At 32.7% G+C, this 18,664-nt stretch carries 15 protein-coding genes; 2 read left to right on the forward strand and 13 right to left on the reverse strand.

Features of this window, described 5'->3' with window-relative positions; all coding sequences use genetic code 11:
• The first annotated feature begins 279 nt into the window (after nucleotides 1–279).
• Together ACOX6R_RS01300 and srtB are read left to right on the forward strand one after the other, a co-directional pair.
• Nucleotides 280–3,846 carry an Ig-like domain-containing protein gene (locus ACOX6R_RS01300; RefSeq protein ID WP_433446434.1) on the forward strand — a complete coding sequence of 1,189 codons (3,567 nt, stop codon included), beginning with the start codon at nucleotides 280–282 and terminating at the stop codon, nucleotides 3,844–3,846.
• Between the two features lie 22 nt (nucleotides 3,847–3,868).
• Nucleotides 3,869–4,648 carry a class B sortase gene (srtB, locus tag ACOX6R_RS01305; RefSeq protein ID WP_433446436.1) on the forward strand — a complete coding sequence of 260 codons (780 nt, stop codon included), beginning with the start codon at nucleotides 3,869–3,871 and terminating at the stop codon, nucleotides 4,646–4,648.
• A gap of 81 nt (nucleotides 4,649–4,729) precedes the next feature.
• Here srtB and ACOX6R_RS01310 read toward each other — a convergent pair whose 3' ends face one another.
• The 13 genes from ACOX6R_RS01310 to ACOX6R_RS01370 form a co-directional block, all read right to left on the reverse strand.
• Nucleotides 4,730–6,526: an oleate hydratase gene (locus ACOX6R_RS01310; RefSeq protein ID WP_433446438.1), complete on the reverse strand. Its 1,797-nt coding sequence runs from the start codon at nucleotides 6,524–6,526 to the stop codon at nucleotides 4,730–4,732.
• Nucleotides 6,527–6,736: 210 nt separating this feature from the next.
• Entirely contained in the window at nucleotides 6,737–9,268 is a 2,532-nt protein-coding gene (gene mprF / locus ACOX6R_RS01315) for a bifunctional lysylphosphatidylglycerol flippase/synthetase MprF (protein WP_433446440.1), read from the reverse strand.
• Nucleotides 9,269–9,355: 87 nt separating this feature from the next.
• Nucleotides 9,356–9,928 (reverse strand): TetR/AcrR family transcriptional regulator, encoded by a 573-nt coding sequence (locus ACOX6R_RS01320; RefSeq protein ID WP_433446442.1) that lies wholly within the window; start codon nucleotides 9,926–9,928, stop codon nucleotides 9,356–9,358.
• 344 nt (nucleotides 9,929–10,272) lie between these two features.
• The gene (locus ACOX6R_RS01325) at nucleotides 10,273–10,434 is read right to left on the reverse strand and encodes a hypothetical protein (RefSeq protein ID WP_433446444.1); all 162 of its coding nucleotides are present in this window, start codon (nucleotides 10,432–10,434) and stop codon (nucleotides 10,273–10,275) included.
• Nucleotides 10,427–10,978, reverse strand: a complete 552-nt coding sequence (locus ACOX6R_RS01330; protein ID WP_433446446.1) for an NYN domain-containing protein — start codon at nucleotides 10,976–10,978, stop codon at nucleotides 10,427–10,429. The genes ACOX6R_RS01325 and ACOX6R_RS01330 overlap by 8 nt, the downstream gene beginning before the upstream one ends.
• Nucleotides 10,978–11,685: a 23S rRNA (guanosine(2251)-2'-O)-methyltransferase RlmB gene (gene rlmB, locus ACOX6R_RS01335; protein ID WP_433446448.1), complete on the reverse strand. Its 708-nt coding sequence runs from the start codon at nucleotides 11,683–11,685 to the stop codon at nucleotides 10,978–10,980. The genes ACOX6R_RS01330 and rlmB overlap by 1 nt, the downstream gene beginning before the upstream one ends.
• A gap of 9 nt (nucleotides 11,686–11,694) precedes the next feature.
• The gene (gene thyX, locus ACOX6R_RS01340; RefSeq protein ID WP_433446450.1) at nucleotides 11,695–12,453 is read right to left on the reverse strand and encodes an FAD-dependent thymidylate synthase; all 759 of its coding nucleotides are present in this window, start codon (nucleotides 12,451–12,453) and stop codon (nucleotides 11,695–11,697) included.
• Complete coding sequence (locus ACOX6R_RS01345) at nucleotides 12,450–12,857, reverse strand: Mini-ribonuclease 3 (RefSeq protein ID WP_433446452.1); 408 nt, start codon at nucleotides 12,855–12,857, stop codon at nucleotides 12,450–12,452. The genes thyX and ACOX6R_RS01345 overlap by 4 nt, the downstream gene beginning before the upstream one ends.
• The gene (gene cysS / locus ACOX6R_RS01350; RefSeq protein WP_433446454.1) at nucleotides 12,842–14,239 is read right to left on the reverse strand and encodes a cysteine--tRNA ligase; all 1,398 of its coding nucleotides are present in this window, start codon (nucleotides 14,237–14,239) and stop codon (nucleotides 12,842–12,844) included. Before cysS ends, ACOX6R_RS01345 begins: the two co-directional genes overlap by 16 nt.
• 37 nt (nucleotides 14,240–14,276) lie before the next feature.
• On the reverse strand, nucleotides 14,277–14,771 hold the full coding sequence (locus tag ACOX6R_RS01355; protein ID WP_433446456.1) for an NUDIX hydrolase: 495 nt from the start codon (nucleotides 14,769–14,771) through the stop codon (nucleotides 14,277–14,279).
• 127 nt (nucleotides 14,772–14,898) lie between these two features.
• Nucleotides 14,899–16,494, reverse strand: a complete 1,596-nt coding sequence (locus ACOX6R_RS01360) for a CTP synthase (protein WP_433446458.1) — start codon at nucleotides 16,492–16,494, stop codon at nucleotides 14,899–14,901.
• A 177-nt stretch (nucleotides 16,495–16,671) separates the two neighbouring features.
• Nucleotides 16,672–17,895 (reverse strand): sensor histidine kinase, encoded by a 1,224-nt coding sequence (locus tag ACOX6R_RS01365; protein WP_433446460.1) that lies wholly within the window; start codon nucleotides 17,893–17,895, stop codon nucleotides 16,672–16,674.
• Entirely contained in the window at nucleotides 17,895–18,587 is a 693-nt protein-coding gene (locus ACOX6R_RS01370; protein ID WP_433446462.1) for a response regulator transcription factor, read from the reverse strand. The genes ACOX6R_RS01365 and ACOX6R_RS01370 overlap by 1 nt, the downstream gene beginning before the upstream one ends.
• Between the last annotated feature and the right edge of the window lie 77 nt (nucleotides 18,588–18,664).

Consider the following 18,664-nt stretch of genomic DNA (forward strand, 5'->3'; position numbering starts at 1 on the left):
TCTCCTTAGTCGAGAACACGGTCTTAAAAAATGGCTTTTTTCTGTATTTTTTAAATACATTTATTTAATATACTGTTTATTGTATTTTATAAAACCATTAATATTATGTTTTAAATTTAAAAATAATTGTTGATTTTTGTAGATTCAATCTGTAAAATTATTTTTACCAAAAAATTAATAATAGAAATCAATTGTAATTAGGCTTGTATAATACAAGCTCGTATCATATAAACCTCATTACAATTAAATCTAAATTTCTATTGAAGAAAGGTTTATGAAATGATGAATAATTTTAGAAAAAATGCTCTTAGAAATATTGCTATAGCATCAGTTCTTGCTGCTCCAATTAGTGTATTTGCAACAGGTACTGATGATATGGCAACAACTGATGCGGCTCGAGCATCATACGAAATAGCTGCAGAAAGAAGCACCGAGTCAAAAGAAGTTATAGTTGAAAGCGAAAAAGAAAGAGAAGTTTTATCCTCTGACTTCCCTTCTGTAAGAGAAGAAATTTCTACAGTAGTTTCAGAAAATGACAGCTCAGATGATGAAAATTCTCACGATAAAATTGTTTTTAATAAAGATGAAGACGCAGAAAAATATAAATCAGTTAGATTAGAATCACCTGATTTAAATGAGCTTAGAATAGTAGACCAAGACGGTAGAGATATCTCAGAAATTGCCGAAGATAACTCTAAGCCTAGAGAAGTTGAAAATAACAAAACAACTGAAGGCTCTGACAAAGGAATCTCACTCTTAGATAAAGCTCAAGAGGAGAATATAAAAACTCCATCAGAAGAAGAAAATACAAAAACTCCAGCTGAAGACACTAAGTTAGAACTTAGTCCAGAGATTAATCCTAAAAATTTAGAATCAGCTGATATGACAAGAGAACCAAGAGACATCACAAACGAACTGCTAAACACTAAAGTCAAAATAAGAAAGCAGCGCGAAAATATAATATCTCTTGAAGCAGATGATGGAGAGGCTATCTTCTTTGACGCTTCATTCGTTACACCAAAGGGCACTCGTGCAGGAGACACAATTACAATCAATCTGTCAGATAACTACACACTTAAAGGATTGGAGCCAGAAACTGACGAAGTTTTATCTATAGAATCTGGCGATGTAGTTATAGCTACTGGAAAAAAAGATGGCAACAAAATCATCTATACTTTCACAGATGCAGTTAATGATAAAGATTATGCCTTTGGCTACGTTAACTTTGGTGGATTTGATAACAAAGAATTCATAAAAAATTCTGGCAACCAAACTTTCTCCGTAAATATTGGAAATGTTTCAGCCTCAAAAGATTTATATGTAGATTACGGACGTTATGCAAAAAATGGAAATTTAGAAATAAAAAGTCAATTTACAGACTTTAATGTGGAGACGGGAGAATTTACTCAAGTAATATATATTAATCCTAATTCTTACACTGTCTATGCACCTACTATTAGCGAGTACAATAAAAGCATTGGCCTCACTATAGATAATGGAATACTGCATTACAAAAAAGAAAGTGATGCATACTTTACAAAAGACAACACAAGTGTTGAAGTTTTAAAATTAAATAAGAATCAAAAACTTCCTGATGCAGCGTATAAAAATCCTGTCAACGCGAGAAAAGATGAAAGTGTAATTTTAAATTATGACAAGGGAATTGCATATATTGATTTAAATAAAGGTGCAATAGATACTCCTTATGTAATTAAAGTAACTTCAAAACTTAGACCAGATGCCAACCCACACGATTTAAATCTATTCTCCGAAGCAACATTATATGGCAATGCAATGCATAGCATCTATGATAATTCTTATTATGATGTCTCTTCCAATAATTCACTTCAATATGTAGAGTCAAACGCAGGAGGACTAATCCCAAATGGTAAAGGTACTTTTAAAGAGCACCATGTCTACTACACAAGAATTGACGGAAAAACTCAAGATAATCCAATCACAATAGACTCAAATACCTTCTCTGGTTACAAAGGCGAAGAGTACGTGACTGCAAAAAAAGAATTTGATGGATATAAGTTCGACCATATTGACACAAATTCTTTAAAAGATAATCCAGCCTATAACTCAGATGGAAGTACGACAGTGGGAACATTTGAAGAAAAGAAAAATAAAGAGATAACTTATATCTACTTCAAAGATATAAAAACCCCTGTTGAAGAAAAAGGTAGCTTCACAGAAAAACACATCTACACAGAATATGAAAACGGCTATATCGCAAGATCAACTACTCTTACAAATAAAAAGTTAGTGGGTTATGAAAATGAAAGCTTCGTCACTTCTGCAAAGCCAAATGGAACAGCTGATGCAGTTATGGAAGGCTTCAGATTAGTAAAAGAAGAAATTAAAAAATCACCTGAAATTACTGCAAATATTGACGGATCTGAAGTTACTTTGAACTTTATTCCTAACAAAGATCTTGAAATAATTTATATTTATAGAAAAGATACAAATTTTGAGAAACAAGTCGAAGAAAGAGGAAGCTTTACTGAGAGACATGTTTATGAAGAATACGAAAACGGAGAGCTTATAACAACAACTACTGCAACAAATGATAAAATTTTTGGAAACAGTGACGAAACTTTTACAACTTCTGCAAAGCCAAATGGCACAGAATTAAATATTATGGAAGGCTACACATTAGTTAAAGAAAAAATCGAGAAGTCCCCTGAAATTAAAGAAGACATAAACGGATCTCTAGTAACAACTAATTTCGTCCCTAATAAAGATCTTCTAATCACTTATTACTACAGAAAAGATACGACTCCAGAAAAGCCAATTGAAGAGAAAGGAAGCTTCACTGAGAGACATATATATGAAGAATATCGTGATGGAAAGCTTGTGAATACTTCTGAGATAAAGCTAGATAAAATGGAAGGTAACACTGACGACTTATTTGTCACATCAGCAAAGCCAAATGGCATAGCAGGTGACAAAAAAGAGGGCTTTAGATTAATTCCTGAAAGAATTACAAAATCAAAAGAAATTACAGAAAATATCGATGGAACTGAAGTTGAAGCAAACTTTATAATTGATAAAGATCTTGAAGTGACTTATGTTTACAGAAAAGACACTTATACAGAAAAACCTACTGAGGAAAAAGGAAGTTTTACTGAAAGACACATTTACGAAGAATATTCTGATGGAAAACTCGTGAGCACTTCAGAAATTAAGCTTAAAAAGATAGAAGGTACGAGCGATGATAAGTTCACTACTTCAGCTAAACCTAATGGAACTGAAGAAAATAAAAAAGAAGGATTTAAACTTGTTTCCGATAAAATTACGAAGTCTAGTGAAATCACTGTAAATGTAGACGGATCAGTCGTTGAATATAACTTTATCCCTAACAAAGATCTTGAAGTAACTTATGTTTATAGAAAAGATGTCTTCACAAAAAATCCTAAGAATAATGATAGAGATATAGAAAAACCTGGTAAAGATAAAAAATCTAATAGAGATAAGATTACTAATAGAGATAAAAATTCAGGCGGAGATACAAAAATAACAATAACTCCTAAAACTGAAATTGTACCAGAACCTATTAAGCCGATTGAGCCAATGAAGAATGAAGAAAATAAAAAAGTAGAAGATGACTTTGAATTAATCTTGAGCAAAAGCATTCCAGAAAAATCTGAAAACATCGAAACAATTAAAACTGTAGAAACATCAAAAGAATCTATAAAGGGTTTAAGCCCACTAAAAGTTAAAGAAGATTATTCTAAAGCTCCAAAGACTTATGATGCTGGTGTTCTTTCTTATGTAGGTCTTGGCGGATTTGCTTCTGCCCTACTTGCCTTCTTCGAGTCTTGGAGGAGAAAGAGAAAATAATAAAAATCTGTGGAGGTGACTTTTGAAAAATAAATTTATAAGAATTATAGAAGTATTTTTAATACTTTGCATAATCTTTTCGATTTATAAAATTTCAGATTACCACAAGTTAAATAAATCTTTTAAAGAAGATAATCGTGAATTTCAAAATATAATCAGCACCTCAGAAGATAAATCTTTAAATAATCTAGATAGTGATACTAAAAAACCTGTGGCAAACACATCTATTGAGAGCTCAAATGTGAAAACAAATGATGTGTCGCCACAAGAAAAAATAAAAAAACTTAGTGCAAGGTATAAAAATGTAATTGGCAGAATCATTGTTCCTGGCACGGATATAGATTTTCCCATTGTAAAGGGTCGCGACAATTCTTTTTATCTAAATCACAATTATAAAAATGAGTACCATCCCTTTGGGGCAGTCTTCATGGATGCGAGAAATTCCAAAAACTTTAGCGACTTAAACACTATCCTCTACGGCCACAATGTAAGGAGTGGTCATGTGTTTCACGATTTAGAAAAGTTTAAAGATAGAGACTTTTCTAATGAGCACAGAGAAATAATAATCGATACGCCAGAAGAAAGAATGATCTATGAGATAATTGCAGTCTACACTGCTGGTGAATATGATAATTACAGATCTCCAAATTATTCGGAAGATGAATGGAAAGATTTTATTAGTCGAATAGATAGTAAAAATAAATTAAATAATTCTATTAATTTAGATGGTAAAAATATTTTAACTCTTTCCACTTGTTCAGATGAAGACGATAGACTCGTAATTCACGCCGTAAAAATTTAATTTAAAAGATAGTCTTTTGCACAAAAAAGCTAGCCCATTTAAGAGCTAGCTTTTTTTATATATTTATCTAAAAGGATATGATTATAGTAAGTTAAATTCTTTTAACATGTCTTCTATTTCTGTTCCGCCGATTAGTTTTGCAACTTCTGCAAGTTTATCTAGCGGAATATCAATTCTTGGTCTTTCGCCGTCGTTAAGTGCACTAACTCCTGCCAATAGATATCTTACATCATATCTTGAAGCAAATACTTCTGGAACTCTCTTTTCAACACCAGTTAGTACATATACAGCTTCCATTGCGCATCTTCCAGAATATTCTGTAGTAAATACTGTGTCACGTCCTGGATCATCAAGTGTTTCTACAAATTGACCAAGGAATGCAAAGTTAACTGCGTTCTTAGGAACTACATAAGGTCTATCTCCAAAGCTTCTTGGCATAAATTGTGCAGTTATATATGGCATAAATACTGGAATTGTTGAAGTTTCTTTTACTAGTCTTTCAATTTCTTCTTCAGGAACTCCAATTTGATATAGCCATTCTTTTGCAATTTCTTCACCAGTACATTCTCTCATTGGTTTCTTAATGTAGTCGCCTTCAACATTTGTAAATAGTGAATAAACCCAAACTACAAATTCATCTTCAGGTTGACCAATGTATTGACCTTGTCTATTTATAGTCCAGCTCATTAGCCATTTAGAATCTCTTGCTGTTACAATACCGCCAGTTACAACTTTGCCTGTGTAAGGGCTTCTCATTGTTATCTTTTCTACATAGTCTGCAATTTCTTTACTCTTAACTGTAACTGTTGCAGATTCCCAATTTGTCTTTTCAATATCAGATGTAAATACTTCTGGTTTACCAAATTCAGGAGATTTCTTTGCAATGTTCTTCCAAAGTTTAAAGGCTTCTTCTGTATTGATATTTAAATCAGGTGCCTTGTCGTTAGTACCATAAGCAGATGAGTCTACAATTGAACCTGTCGTAATGAATAATAAATCATTTTCTGTAAGATCAATTGATTTATCTTCTCCAGTTTTTGAATCAACTGCGATTATTTTTTTAGCAACTTTCTTATCGTCAGTTAAGTCAAAGTCAACATCAACAACATTGTAATTATATTCTGTCTTTACTCCCTTTTCTTTTAACCATTTCATTAGTGGCACTACAAGAGATTCATATTGATCGTATCTTGTAAATTGTAGTGCAGATAGATCTGGAAGACCAGATACGTGGTGGATAAATCTATTGATGTATAGTTTTAATTCCAAAACGCTGTGCCAGTTTTCGAAAGCAAACATAGTTCTATAGAATGTCCAAAAGTCACTTTCCAAAAATTCTTCAGAGAAAACTTCTTCAACGCTAACACCTTGTAATTTTCTATCAGGTGTCATTAGTAGTTGGATTATTTCTTTAACTACATCTGGTGAAAGGTTGAATTTTCCGTTGTCATACCTCTTTCCTTGATTTTTTGTAACTCTACATTTACTAAAGTTTGGGTCGTCTAAATTTGTGTAATAATAATCGTCAAGTATTGACATATTTGGGTCTTCTCTTGATGGAACTACACTAAATAAATCCCAAAGTACTTCGAAGTGATGTCCAGTTTCACGTCCGCCTCTTGCTACGTAATTTACTTCAGATAGAAGCATTCCATCTAGTGCGCCACCTGCTATGTCGTCCTTTTCTAAAAATGTAATTTTAGATGGATCCATCTTTGCATCTTTAATCAAAAATCCTGCTGTTGCAAGTCCCGCAATTCCTGTACCTACGATATAGGCTTTCTTATCATCAATTCCTTTTGGCTTTCTTGAGTTTACAAGTCTGTCGTAATCTCCATTGCCAAGTTTTAATCTTTCGTCAAATGTTTTAATTTTCATAATGATTCTCCTTCTTCAATTAATAAAATTATTTAAAAGAAACTTTAAAATCACTTCACTGTACTTATATGATAACCCGGCAATCGATTTTCTAAAATGGTTAATCGACAACTTCTGTTAGAACTTTAACATAGTATCATGAATTGACTACTTTTTAGGCAAAAATAAAAAAATGCACAAATACTAAATTTATGCATTTGATTAAAATATTTAGTTGTTCTTCTTTCTATTTACATCTGTCGTCTCAAGCTTTACTAAAATTAAAACTAAATAGACAAGCCATGTCTTTTTAGAATAACTTGTGTAGCGAGGCTGCCACTCTGTGACAAATTTTTCTTTATAATTTCTAAGCCCTTCAAAGGAATAAAATCTGTCTCCAAATTTATAAATTAAAAAGGCAAGCTTCTCCTGCAAAAAGCTATTTTCATTAACTCCAACATTGTATAGAGGTGCCATGCCAAGATCAAAACTTTTTTTGCCAGCATCTTTAAAATGTAAAAATATATTTATAAATAAAAAATCCATTGTCCCACTGGGCGCCTTGTCTTCGTCAAACCTCATGAGATCCACTGAGACTTCATCTGAATTTTTATTTGGCATAATATTTGCAAAGGCAACTATTTCGCCTTCATCACTTTTAACGACAGCTATCTGAGACTTCTTTAGGTATGTCTCATCAAAAAAACCTAAAGAGAAGCCCTTCTCCTTTCTTCCGTCCAACCATTTGTCTGAAATTATTTTTAATTTTTCCATAAGTTCGCCTGAGAATGGAGGCTCTAATATTTCAAATGTAAAGCCACTCTTTTGAACTTTATTTAGCGCATTTCTAAGAGACTTCTTGCTGCTTCCCGTCAAAGAAAAATCTTCCAAGTTGACACTTGCATTTTCTCCAAATTTCATAAATTCAAAACCAAAGTCGTGAAGTTTTAAAATATAATCCTCCGAAATTTCATAAAACACTGGACTATATCCATAAAGATCGGCTTTCTTAATGAAATTTTCAATAAGTCTTCCGTATGAAGCTGGATCTCCAAAAGGCTCACCCATTACCACAACTTTATCTTTATAAGTTGCAAATTGCAGTGCCGCATTTACTCTTTTTTCTTCGTCCCTTATATAAAACATTTCCTTATCTCCCAAGTACGAAAGACCTGCAGTTGTGTTTGATTGATAAGTTTTAAGTAAATAATCTATTGTAGAAAAGTCAGGGTCCTGTCCTATTTTTTCTTTATTCCCCTCAAGATAAATATTTAAGATGTAGACAAATACAAATAAAATGCCAATAAAAATTAAACTTTTAACTAGAGGTATCTCAAAGGGCAAGAGAATAAAATCATTGATGCTTTTTATTCTTATGAATCTATAATTTCTTGTGAACTCTAATATAGAAATTAATGTGAGAAAAATTATAAAAATAGAAATTTTCGTCACACTCTCATAAGAGTAGACTAACTGCTTCCTATAAAGTTCATCTCTACTTATAATTGCCAAAATCATACAAAAAATAATATATGAAATTGTGTATATGCTAAAATCTGTCACTGAGGCATAAATAAGTCCCAAAAATAAAAAAATTTCAGTCGGATAAAATGCTCTCTTTACCCTGTTATCGATGGCTATTCCAAGATAAATGTAAAGAAAACCAAGTACGACACTTGGAAACTGGTATATGATATTTCCCCTTAAGTGTCCAAACTTGCTAAGCCATTTTATCTCCTCAAGTTCATCTGGTATTGTGACAGATAAAATTAAAAAGAATGCCAAAAGAAATAACATGCCAGCTAGTAAATCACAGCTCATGGACTTTATTAAATTTGAGCCCTTATCGTCTTTTTTTTTATCAAAAAAGTTTGAAGAATTTTTGATGAAGAATATAAGACCTATGAAAAATGGAATTATATAATAAAATAATCTGTATAAAAGTAGCCAAGAAAGTATTAGCTCGCGACTAATTCCAGTAGAAGAAAGTATTGACAATGCAACTAGATCAAATGATCCAAGTCCACCTGGAATCATGGAAACAATGCCCATTAAAATAGAAATTACATACACTCCAAGAAGTCTAAAGAAGTTTATCTCGACACCTAATAGATGCCCTATAAGATAAAAACTACAAAATGCAAGAGACCACTCAAGGACTGATGTCAAAGAAAATTTTAGGGCAAAAGCCAAAGAGAACTTAGGTCCGTCTGAATTTTTAATTTTTGATGCAATAAGCGCAACGAAGTAGTATAAAAGTCCTCCAATTAAAACCACAAAATAGTTTAAAATAATGGCGTCTTTAGTAAGTAGAGCGTGAATTAAAGATACAAGAGATAAAAATGAGCAGCCTGTGAAGTAAAACAAAAATGATTTTACAATCATCTTCATTAGAGGCCCTTTCTCCTTGTCGTCTCCAAAATATTCGGCTCTTAGTCCGATATTTATAATTCCGCCAAATCCTATTAAGTTGTTAAAAGTATTTATGGTAATGCTTCTCTCAATAATATATTTCCTGTCACGCACATCGCCCATCATATCATTAAAGAGAAAATCGTAATTTATCATTGGCGTAATGGCAAGAAGAGAAAAAATCCCTATAACTGCCATTTTAAAAATTCCAATTGACTCCATGATGTTTTTTAGCTCTGATATGGAAATTTCTTTTCTAAGCTTTGAGAGTTCAAATACAATCAAAACGATTATTCCAATAAAGAAAATAGTTTTAATATATTTTAAAGCTTTTTTAAAATTTTCTTTCATAGTCTTCCCCAATTTTATGTCTAATCTATAATTTTAAATAATTTAATAATAATTAAAAATTTCTATTTAATCCCTTAAAAATTTTAATTAATCAGAAAGCTCCTCGCTCTTTCTTAGAGACCTTTCTATATTTCCATCAAATAATTTCCCAACTCTAAATATCATCTCGTCTGGTGAATTTTGCATACCGTCCTGTATCCACTGATCCAACAGACCCACAAGGGCAGCACTATAAAAGTTTACTATTATGGTCTTGTCCCTATCTTTTGCAGAAATATTTTTAATATGGCACTCATTTTCAATATATTTTTTCATTACAGCTTCACAAATTTTATTTAAGTACTCATCAGAATCTTTTTTGTCGATTGATTTATAAATATTTTGTGTCGCCTTTTTGTTATCCAATATAAATGAAACTGCGTGCAACAGACTCTCTTCCCAAGAATAAGTAGCATTGAATTCTTCATCAACTTTTTTTATTTCATCGCTTAAAATTTCTTTTACAAGCATGTATATGTCATCGTAGTGATAGTAAAATGTATTTCTATTTATCTCACATCTTTCTGCAAGCTCTGCTATCGTGATATTTTTTAAACTTTTTTTATCAGCTAACTTTAAAAATTCACGCTTGATTAAATTTTTTGTATACTGTTTTGCCACAAAAACACCTCCCCACACTACTTTTATTTTACCCAAATGAAAATATTTATGTATTTATACCCTAAAAATAAAATATTGAAATTTTAGCACAAAAAAATTCCCCAACTGTGTGAGGAATCAGACTGAAGATAAAATAACAAAGCTCTAAAAAAATATTATCCTATGGAAGAAATTGTAGAAAATTCAACTTGAAGCAAACGCATAAAAATCGCACTGTTTGAGCACAAGCGAGTTTGCGATTTTCAGATCTCTCAAAGTATGAATCTTTCCAATTTCTGTAATGAGATAAGATTTTTTGAGCTTTGTTAAAAGTCTCATTCCCCAACTGTGTGAGGAATTTAAAATTAAAAAATAAATTTAAATAGCATAGAAAATAATATTAAGCCAATTACGAGAACTCCAAAAACTATGGCAACATCTTTTGTCGATAGATTGGAATCGTCTTTAAAGGAATTTGACTCTATAATCTTTTTGTCATCTTCTTCATACTTATTTGTTTTACTCATCTTTATCCTTCTCCCCCAAAGATTTTCTAAGTTCTTCAAGAGCTATTATGCTCTTGTCGTCTAAGAAGCCGACTCTTTCTTCTTTTAATTTTTTTGCAACCTTTTGTGTCTTCATCTTTGAATTAAAAACTTCTGCCTCAAGTTCTCTTGCAGAAATTCGGGTGCCACCTCGCGAGAGTATTATTTGCTGTTCAATATTGTCACTTGTCGCAACTCTTACACTAGTTAGTCTCCCAATTAGGTCAAGCTGCCTTTCGATGTAGTGATCGGCAGTTTCAAACTCCCTCGTGTAGACAATCTTTATTCCCTTTCTGTGATAGACTTTCCCGCCAGATTTTTTAACTAGATAGGCGTCAAAGACTAAAATTATTTCCTCTTTTGTTACGTGAGAAAACTCAACCATAATATTTATAAGTTCATTTCTCGCATCTTCAAGTGATACATTTTTTAATTTTATTAAATTGTCCCATGAATTTATAATATTATACCCATCGACGAAGAGATAGCTCTTGCCTCGTCTGTAGGGATTTCTGTTGTATTTCATTATCTCACAATCTCATACATAATTATTGCAGCAGCAACAGATGCATTTAGAGAGTCAAAATCTGAAAAGTTTGGAATAGTTATAATCCTATCTGCATTCTTAAGTAAATTTTTAGAAACTCCCTTGCCTTCGTTTCCAATAATTACTCCAAGCTTTCCGCTTAAATCAGTATCTCTTATGTCTTCTCCTTCTAAATCTGTTGCATAGATCCAAAATCCAACTTCTTTTAATTTTTCAATTGCCTGCGAAAGATTACCTACTTTGCACACGTCGATGTCATAAATTGCTCCAGCAGAAGATTTTACAACAGTGTCATTTACCGTTGCAGCCCTTCTATTTGGAAAAATTATTGCATCAACTCCAAAAAAGTTTGCACTACGAGCTATTGCCCCAAAGTTGTGTGGATCTTCGATTTTATCCAAAATAAATACTTTTGCATCTTCTTTGTTTTGAAGTTTTTTGCACAAATCTTCTATCTCAATATATTCAAAATTGCTCACAAGGGCAACAACTGCCTGGTGATTATTTGTGCCAGCAAGCTCTTCTAATTTTTCGTTATCTGCATTTACTGTTGGAACTTTTCTATCGCGCGCCATTCCAAGGATTTTTTTAATGGAACCTGTAGCATTTTTCCCAACATAAATTTTTTCTACTTCTTCTCTCTTTAGGGCCTCCATTACAGGGCCCCTGCCATATATATATTTCATTAGACTTCCTTATAAATTTTCAAATTTTTCTCGAATTTCTGCTGCTTTTCCACAAGTCATCTTGCCTTCTGGGCATGGTCCATAGACACAGCCTGGTCCACAGTCTTTAAAAAGTGTAGGCGCAACTTCTCGCACTTGTCTTAGCATTTCTGTTGCAAGTTCTCTTATCTCCCACTGTGCCCTTTCGCAGCATCTTACTGTGAAGAAATGTTGAAGAGTTCTGACATTCATTGTAACGACAATTTTTGTCTCGCAAGCATTTGGAAATACATATCTTGCATCTTCAATACATTGTTTTTCCACAGAGCGTCTTGCTTTTTTCTCGTCCATTCCCTCTTCTATTAATTTTCTAGATTTTTCTGTTACTAGAATTTCAACAAGCTCGTTATAAGCTTCTTGATCTCTATTCATTGCATCTATAAAAATCTTCTTTGCCTCTTCGTTTTCTTCGATTTGAGGTGGAATGATGTATTCAAAGTGATCGAGTTTAACATATCTTTGAGATTGTTGGGAGTATGATGCAATTCTGTGTCTAACTAACTGATGTGTCAAAGTTCTTGAAACACCTTCTATTGCAAAAGTAAAGCTAACATGTTCAAGTGGTGATAAGTGAGAGAAGCTCATCAATTTTTCTAAAAACTTTTCTGCACTTTCATCAGTCATATCTTCTGAGATTTCTTCTACGCCCACTCTTGAGTAGCAAAGCTTAGCTGAAGCGACAATAGTCTTCTCAGGATCCATTGTGTGGGAAATAATTTTTACTTTCATTTCATCATCTCCTTAAAAATCTCTCTAATTCTTTCATAATCTTTTAACAAATATAAGTAACCAAACAGAGCCTCCATACCCGTTGCAAATCTATAGTCTATTGGATCTGCATTTTTGGGAACGGTGTGAGACTTGGCGTTTCTGCCCCTCTTAAAAATTCGAATCTCTTCTTCTGTTAAAATAGGCTCTACTTTTTCAAATAGATGTCTTTGGGATTTTGCTCTTACAAATTTTACGCTCTCTCTGTGAAGCTTGTTTGGATTTTTTCTAGCATCGAGAGTCCATGACCTTACGAGAATTTCAAAACATGCATCCCCAATATATGCAAGTGCAAGGGGAGATAACTGCAAAATTTCTTGTTTCGTAAAATCTTTTACCTCTAAAAATTTTAAATTCTCTTCCAAGTTGTACCACTTCTTGTATCTTTAATTTCGATACCCATATCTTTAAGCTCGTCTCTTATTTCATCGGCTCTTGCAAAGTCTTTATCCTTACGAGCTTTATTTCGCTCTTCAATTAATCTTTCTACTTCTTCAGAAATTTCGCCCTGTTCTTCTTCCATAATTCCCAAAACTTTTGTGAGTTTTTTAAGAAGTTCAAGAGTTTTTTCTAACATTTCTTTAGAATTATTTTCGTCTAAGTTAAGATTTATATCTTTAACTAAGTCAAAAATTGCAGTTATTGCATCAGCTGTATTTAAGTCATCATCCATTGCGTTTTCAAATTTTTCAATATGAGCGTCAAATGATTTAAATAACTTTTCTTCGTCATCAGTCATTTTTTCTACAGTTGATTTTTCTATTGCATCTTCTAATTTATATTTTGCATTGTAGAGTCTCTCGCGTGAGTTTTTAGTTTGATCCATTACCTCTCTTGAGAAGTTAATTGGTGAGCGATATTGTGTTGTCAAAAGGAAAAATCTAAGGATTTCAAGATCATATTCTTGCGAGATTTCTCTAACAGTAAAGAAGTTGCCCTTTGATTTACTCATCTTTTCGTTGTCAACAGTAATCATCCCGTTGTGAAGCCAATAGTTGGCAAAAGGAACACCGTTACAAGTTTCAGACTGAGCAATTTCATTTTCGTGGTGAGGGAATTGCAAGTCCTCTCCACCTGTGTGAATGTCTATGGTATCTCCCAAAAGGGTCTTTGCCATTACAGAACATTCAATGTGCCAACCTGGACGACCTTCACCCCAAGGTGCTTCCCAGAACGGCTCGCCTTCTTTTTTATTTTTCCAAAGGGCAAAATCTTGCGGATTTTTCTTGTTGTCGTTTATATCAACTCTGTGTCCAGAAATCAAATCTTCTAAATTCTTTTTGGATAGTTTTCCATAATCCTTTGCGTGAGTTATATCAAAATAAACATCTCCATCTACTACATAAGCTGCACCCTTATCTATTAAAGTAGAAATAAAGTCAATCATCTCGTCGATAAGTTCAGTAGCTCTTGGATTAATAGTTTCGTAGTCGTATAGATGAAGTCCATTTGCATCTTTTTTAAATTCTTTTATATATCTATCTGCAATGTCTCTTACAGTTACGCCCTCGTCATTTGCTTTATTTATCATCTTGTCGTCAATATCTGTGAAGTTTACCACAAATTTAACGTCATAACCCTTGTAAAGGAAATATCTTCTAAGTGTATCAAAAACAACTAGAGGTCTTGCATTGCCGACGTGGATGAAGTTATAGACTGTAGGTCCACAGTTATAAATAGTGACTACACCCTCTTTAATTGGTTTAAACTCTTCTTTTTTTCTCGTTAGAGTATTGTAAACTTTCATTAATACCTCCATAAAAAAACGTCTCTAAAGAGACGAATTATTTAAAAATATTTTCAAAAAAAGAATCATAATAATCGAGACCAATAAAAGCTTTCTCGTCGATTAGTTTATATATTTCTTCTACAGTTGCAAGTCTTACATCCATTACTTCTTCTTCCTGCAACGTAATTTCTTCTAATGAAATATTTTTTCTAACTAAAAAAATGTGAAATATAGTATTTCTTTCAGTAATTATTCTTTTTAACTTTAAATCAGAAATAGAAATGTCGATGCCAAGCTCCTCTTTGAATTCACGCACCATGCCTTCTTTAGAGCTTTCACCGCTTATTACAGAACCTCCCGCTGAGCAGTACCACATGCCAGCAAAAGATTTTTTGTTAAGAGATCTCCTTTGGATAATAAATTTTCCGTCGTCGCGAAGAATCCATCCCTCAACTATTAGATGGTACTCCCCCGCCTTCAAAGGCTCTCCTCTTCTTATTACTTTAGTTTTCCATTTACCTTTTCTATTATAAACATCCCAATATTCCACATCTAATCTCCTTACGCTCTATTTTACACTATTTGATTCTTAATTTAAAGGAGTTCTTTATTACAATAAAGATTGTAAAATTTAATTTAAAAAAGTTGCCACAGATTTTTCCATGGCAACTATAAATTTATTTTCTATTTTTAAGTGAAGCTTTAATAAATCCATTGAATAGTGGATGAACTTTTGTTGGACGTGATTTAAATTCTGGGTGGAACTGACAAGCGATAAAGAAAGGATGATCTTTAAGCTCAATTATTTCAACTAAGTCGTTGTCTTCGTTAATTCCAGAAAATTCGATTCCAGCAGATCTTATTTGTCCTCTGTAGCTGTTGTTAAACTCGTATCTATGTCTGTGTCTTTCTAAAACTTTGTCTTCTCCATAAAGCTTGTGAGCAAGTGAATCTTTTTCAAGAGAGCATTCATAGTCTCCAAGTCTTAATGTTCCGCCAAGATTTTTTATATCTTTTTGGTTTTCAAGTAGGTCGATTATTGGATTATTTGTGTCTGGATCAATCTCTGTTGAGTTTGCGTCTCTAAGTCCCAATTTATTTCTTGCAATGTCAATTAGTGCAATTTGCATTCCGTAGCAAATGCCAAAGTAAGGAATATTATTTTCGCGAGCGAACTTGCTTGATAAAATCATTCCTTCAGTTCCACGTGATCCAAATCCACCAGGAACTATAATTCCGTCAAGTCCCTTTAAGACATTTGTATCTTTTTCAACTTCTTCTGCATCAATCCATCTTAGGTTTAGTTTTGCACCATTTTCACATCCTGCATCTTGAAGTGCTTGATAAACTGAAAGATATGCATCGTGAAGCTCTACGTATTTTCCAACTAGACCAATTGTAACTTCTTTATCTAGGTCTTTAAATCTTTCAACCATCTTCTTCCACTTGTGGTCTGATTGTGGCTGATTAGTTAGGTCTAGTTCTTTAAGTATATAGTCATCTAGTCCTTGTTCGTGGAAAACTAGAGGCACTTCGTATATTAAATCGACGTTTTTAGATTGTACTATCGCCTCAACTGGCACGTCGCAGAAAAGTGAAATTTTTTCTTTTAAGTCCTGTGTAACTATTCCGTTTGATCTTATGATTATTACATCAGTTTTGATTCCATTACTCATAAGCTCTTTAAAGGAGTGCTGAGTTGGTTTTGTCTTTAGCTCGTCGCTTCCTGGAATATTTGGAACAAGAACTGTGTGAACAAATAATACATCTTCTTTTTTGTTTTCTGAGTGAATTTGTCTTATTGCTTCTAAAAATGGAAGTGATTCAATATCGCCGACAGTTCCGCCAATTTCTGTTATTACTACATCGGCACCAGATTCTTTAGCCGCTTTATATACTGCATTTTTTATTTCGTTTGTTATGTGTGGGATTACTTGTACAGTTGCTCCGTTATAATCTCCACGTCTTTCTTTAGCGATTACTTTTGAATAAACTTTTCCTGTTGTTATTGATGCTCTCTTTGTAAGTTCTTCGTCGATAAATCTTTCGTAGTGTCCAAGGTCAAGGTCAGTCTCTGCTCCATCCTTTGTCACAAAAACTTCTCCGTGTTGGTAGGGACTCATTGTGCCTGGGTCAACATTAAGGTATGGGTCAAACTTTTGCATGAAGACGCTTAGGCCTCTTTCTTTTAAAAGTCTACCTATACTTGCTGCTGAAATTCCCTTTCCAATTCCTGAAACTACGCCACCTGTTACAAAAATGAATTTAGTCATAATTCCTCCAAAATTAATTAAAACTTTACCTATACTTATACAATTAAAAATTTAACTTGTCTAAAAATTTTTGACAAAAACAAAAAAGGCAATTTATAAAAAATTGCCTTATGAAAACTTCTTCGGTTTTCTTTTATTTTATTGCAAAGTTCATTTCTTGTCAATATTTTAAAGAGTTTAATTTGGTATATCCTTTTTTAATTTTATATAAACTTTAAAATAATCTCCGTCAATATCAATGGAAACCTCGCCGCCAATAATATTTACAAGGTCTCTAACAATATGTAGACCAAGGCCCGATCCCTTTGCGTGACGAGACGCATCTCCCTTTACAAGTTCTTCAAAAAGTTCTTCTGCAGAAATATTTAATTCATATTCTGACAAATTCTTAAGAAGAAAGTTAACCTCGCCGTCCACTTCAATTAAACTTGCATAGACTCTTGTCGACTCCTTAGAATATTTGCAAATATTTGAAAATAAATTTTCTAAAATTCTAACCATTAGGTTTACATCGGTATAAACTAAAATATCTTCTGCATTGGATTCATATACAAAGTCTAGATCATGCTTTTTAAATAGATAGTCATACTGTCCATAGACCTGATTGATTAGCTCGTTCATTTCAATTAGAGATTTTTCCACTGCAATATTTTTTGAACTTGCCTTTGATGCAAATATTAAATCAGAAATTAAAGTCTTAAGCCTCTTTGAGTTTCTGTTTAAAACTTCGATAAAGTGAACTGCCTCATCATCTAGCTCGCTCTTTTTTGAAAGCAAATCGGCATAATTAATAATTGATGTGAGGGGAGTCTTTAAGTCGTGAGAAATATTCGTTATTAAGTCTACTTTTAATCTCTCGTTTTTTAAATTTTCCTCAACTCTTTTTCTATCTATGCTCTTATAATCTTCCATGAGCTTTGCGACTTTTCTTAGATAATTATTTTCAAAAGCTTCTGGGATGTGAAAATTATATCCGTGCAAAATCGAATTTACAACTTCAAAAGTTAAAGTGTCCTGCACATAGTGAAGTTCAAGAGCGAGGAAGGCCCTAAACACAATAAAGATTAAAATTGTAAGAACTCTTATCTCATCTTGCATATATGAAAAATAAATTACAATTCCAAGTGCAATGAGTAAATTAATAGTTCCCATGACACTAAAATTTTTAAACTCCCTGTGTTTGAATAGATTGTAAGTTAAAATCGTTGAGATAAATGTATTTTTATAAATTTTTATTGTCGAAACTACAAAAGTTATTATTACTGAATATAGAAAGGGCTGCCTTGCGTTTAAAAATTCAAAAATTATGATTGAAGTCACCAAAATATTTTCAACGAAGACATCTTTTGTCAAAAAATCAAAAAAAGTTTTTGCCTCATCTGATAAAAAATTAGAATCCATTACTTGTCCTCAATTTTATAGCCCATGCCATAGACAGATTTTATTAAATCAGGTTTTCTTGGGTTTATCTCAACTTTGTCCCTTAAGTGAGAGATGTGAACAGAGATAATTTTTCTAACATCAATGGCCTCTTCTTCCCAAATTAGCTCATAAATTTCATTTGATGGATAAACTCTTCCTGGATTTTTTGAAAGGAGTACTAAGATTTTATATTCGTAGGGAGTGAGGTTTACTTTTTCTCCCTCAATCATTACTTCTTTAGAATTATCATCAATTACAATTCGTCCAACCTTAATTATTCCATCTTTTTCTTCGCAAGATCCAAAAGAAACATAGCGCCTTATTAGAGAGTTTACCCTTGCGACGAGTTCAACTGTGTTAAAAGGTTTAGTTATATAATCGTCTGCTCCCAAATTTAGTCCGATGATTTTATCTTGAAGTTCTGATTTTGCTGACAAGATAATTATCGGAATATTTGTAAATTCGCGAAGCTTCATTATAAGAGTAATGCCATCAATTCCTGGCATCATGATGTCGACAAGTGCAAGGTGTATCTCATTCTTTTTTATTATATCGAGGGCTTCTTTTCCTCCATAAGCAGCAAAGACATTGTATCCTTCCGCTTTTAAATAGATTTCTATGGCATCTACAATATCCTTTTCGTCATCACAGACTAATATATTGTATTTCATCCACACTCCTCCTTATTTTTTTATTTAACTCAAACTACTTTTCGTTGTTCATTTTTTACTTATAATATATAATATCA

Source organism: Peptoniphilus sp. (assembly GCF_050943655.1).
In the GTDB taxonomy this organism is placed as follows: domain Bacteria; phylum Bacillota; class Clostridia; order Tissierellales; family Peptoniphilaceae; genus Peptoniphilus_A.